Raw genomic sequence first — 2,733 nt, 5'->3', positions numbered from 1 at the left:
CGGGGAACGGGGACGCCGGCCACGGCAGCATGGGGTAGGCCCGGGCCGGACGGGGGGCGGCCAGCAGCACGCTCAGGACAACCAGGGCAATGACAGACGCAAGACGACTCGGAAGGGGGCGCATGGACCTGCTGGGGACGTGGTGCGTGGGGGCGGGGAGGAGCGATCCGCTCGCCCATGTTGCCGGGGCCCAGGGGAAAGGTCACTGCGGCCCCCCTGGCGGAATGGCCCCCGGTGGGAGAGGGAGCGAGAGGGCAATCCGCTTGTCATGGCCTTGCTCCCCCATCCGTACCCCGAGCGGGCTGGCACCTTCGCTCCGTGTCACCGCGTGCGACCAAGGACCTCTCGGGCCAACTCCACGAAGAGCCTCAGGGGTCCTGAGCGCTGCGCACGGCTCGGGTAGTACAGGAAGAAGCCAGGGACTTCGGGCGCATAGTCCTCCAGCACCCGCACGAGCCTTCCGGACTGCAGGTGGTCCTGGATGGCCGGCTCGAGGGCATAAGCCAATCCCATTCCCTGGACTGCGAGCGCCACGCCCGCCATCTCGTCATTGGTAGCAATCCCTCCCTGCACCTGGATGCGCCAGGACTTGCTCCCGCGCTCCAGCTCCCAGGCGTAGGGCGTCCCGGTCGTCTGCGAGCGTAGGACGATGCAGTCGTGCTGGGCCAGGTCCTGCGGACGCTCAGGCGCGCCGCGCCGTTCGAGGTAGCCGGGCGCGCCGACCACGACGAAGCGGAACGCCCCGGTGAGGCGCACCTGCACCATGTCGCGCTCGATGGTCTCGCTCAGGCGCACGCCCGCGTCGTAGCCCTCGGCGACGATGTCGATAAGGCGCTGTTCGACGACGACTTCGACGTCCACGCGGGGGTGGCGGGCCCGAAAGGCTGGCAACACGGGCGCGATGACGAGTGCGACCGCCGAGCGCGGTACGGACAGCTTCAGCCGCCCGAGGGCCTCGCCTGGCTGGGCTGAGATTCCCTGGAGGGCAGCCGCGGCCTGAGCCAGGCCCGGGCCAGCCTCCTCCACGAGCCGCCGCCCTGTGTCCGTGGGCGACACGCTGCGGGTGGTGCGGTTGAGCAGGACCACGCCCAACTGCGTCTCGAGCTGACGTACCGACTGGCTGACGGCGGCCGTGGAGACGCCGAGCTCGCGCGCCGCGCCTCGGAAGCTCTGCAGACGCGCGACGGCGAGGAACACGTGGAGCTGCTGGAAGAGCGAGGTCTTCATCGCAGGGGTTTCCTCCGTGGCCCTTTGGCGGACGCCGAGGCTTCGTCAACCAGAGCTTAACAGCCCGTTCACGTCCGGCAGGTCGCTTCGAGCGGAGCCGGAGGGTTACTCGTGGAGCACGTTTCCGAATCGCCGACAGCCGGTCCGTGGCCGCGCTGCCAAACAACCCCGAGAGTCCCATGACCCCTCAGCCCGCCAACGCATCCGTGACGCCCGCCCCGCGCACCGCATCGTGGGGCGCCGTGTTCGCGCTCACCTTGTGCGTCTCCACGCTCATCGCTTCCGAGTTCATGCCGGTGAGCCTCCTGACGCCCCTCGCGACCGACCTCCACGTGAGCGAGGGCCGCGCGGGCCAGGCCGTCAGCGTGTCCGGCCTCTTCGCCGTCCTGACGAGCCTCGTCATCGCGTCCATCGCCCGGACGGTGGACCGCAGGCGGCTCCTCCTCGTGCTCACCGGCGTGATGCTGGCCTCGGGCCTCGTGACCGCCCTGGCGCCGACCTTCACGGTGCTCATGGTGGGCCGGGCGCTTATCGGCGTCGTCATCGGGGGCTTCTGGTCGCTCTCCACGGCCACCGTCATGCGGCTGGTGCCCGAGCGCGACGTGCCGCGCGCGCTCGCACTGCTGAATGGAGGCAACGCACTGGCCACCACCGTCGCGGCGCCCCTCGGCAGCTTCCTGGGTCAGTACATCGGCTGGCGCGGCTCCTTCTTCGCTGTCGTCCCGCTTGCCGCCATCACCCTCGCCTGGCAGTTCTTCACGCTGCCCGCGATGCCCACCGAGCGTGCCGCTCGACCGCCGAGCACGCTTGCCCTCCTTCGCCGCCCCGAGGCTCGGTCGGGCATCCTGGCGCTCAGTCTGCTCTTCATGGGCCAGTTCGCCCTGTTCACCTACCTGCGTCCCTTCTTGGAGACGGTCACGCGCGTCAGCGTCTCCACCCTCTCGCTGCTCCTCTTGGGCATGGGGGCCGCGGGGCTCCTGGGCACGTACCTCATCGGTTTCTTCATGGCCCGGCGGCTGTCCGCGGTGCTTGTGGGCGCGCCTCTGGCCATGGCGCTCGTCGCCCTCGCCCTGGTCGTCTTCGGCCACTCGCTGCTGGCCACTGCCGGCCTCCTCGCCCTGTGGGGGCTCATCGGCACGGCCGCACCGGTGGCGTGGTGGACGTGGCTCAGCCGCACCCTGCCAAACGACGCGGAAGCCGGCGGCGGCCTCATGGTCGCGGCCATCCAGCTCGCCATCACGGCGGGCGCCTCACTTGGTGGGCTGCTGTTCGACCGCAGCGGCTACCAGAGCACCTTCGTCGCGAGCGCGGGGCTGCTCGGCGGAGCGGCGCTGCTGGCCCTGTGGGCCTCGCGGGCACTGCGCACCGAGCACACCGGCGCCGTCGAGGCCCCCGGAGTCACGCTGCGGAACGCAGCCCGAGAAGGGGCGTGAGGGCCTCCTCCACTGTCAACGCACGCCGACCTTCTTGCCCATGAGGAAAGCCATGATGAACACGACACCGCCA

General features: G+C 70.5%; 2 protein-coding genes. One reads left to right on the top strand and one right to left on the bottom strand.

Annotated elements, in window-relative coordinates; genetic code table 11:
- Positions 1 to 321: 321 nt before the first annotated feature.
- Positions 322 to 1,227 (bottom strand): LysR family transcriptional regulator, encoded by a 906-nt coding sequence (locus tag VF794_RS27900; protein ID WP_331115573.1) that lies wholly within the window; start codon positions 1,225 to 1,227, stop codon positions 322 to 324.
- A 179-nt stretch (positions 1,228 to 1,406) separates the two neighbouring features.
- On the opposite strand from VF794_RS27900, the gene VF794_RS27895 reads away from it, so the two are divergent.
- Positions 1,407 to 2,660, top strand: coding sequence for an MFS transporter (locus VF794_RS27895; RefSeq protein WP_331115571.1), 1,254 nt, complete (start codon positions 1,407 to 1,409; stop codon positions 2,658 to 2,660).
- The last annotated feature ends 73 nt before the right edge of the window (positions 2,661 to 2,733 follow it).

The organism is Archangium sp. (assembly GCF_036389735.1).
In the GTDB taxonomy this organism is placed as follows: Bacteria; Myxococcota; Myxococcia; order Myxococcales; family Myxococcaceae; genus Archangium.
The sequence above is the reverse complement of the archived record's forward strand: the minus strand, read 5'-3'. Positions and strand labels throughout refer to the sequence as shown.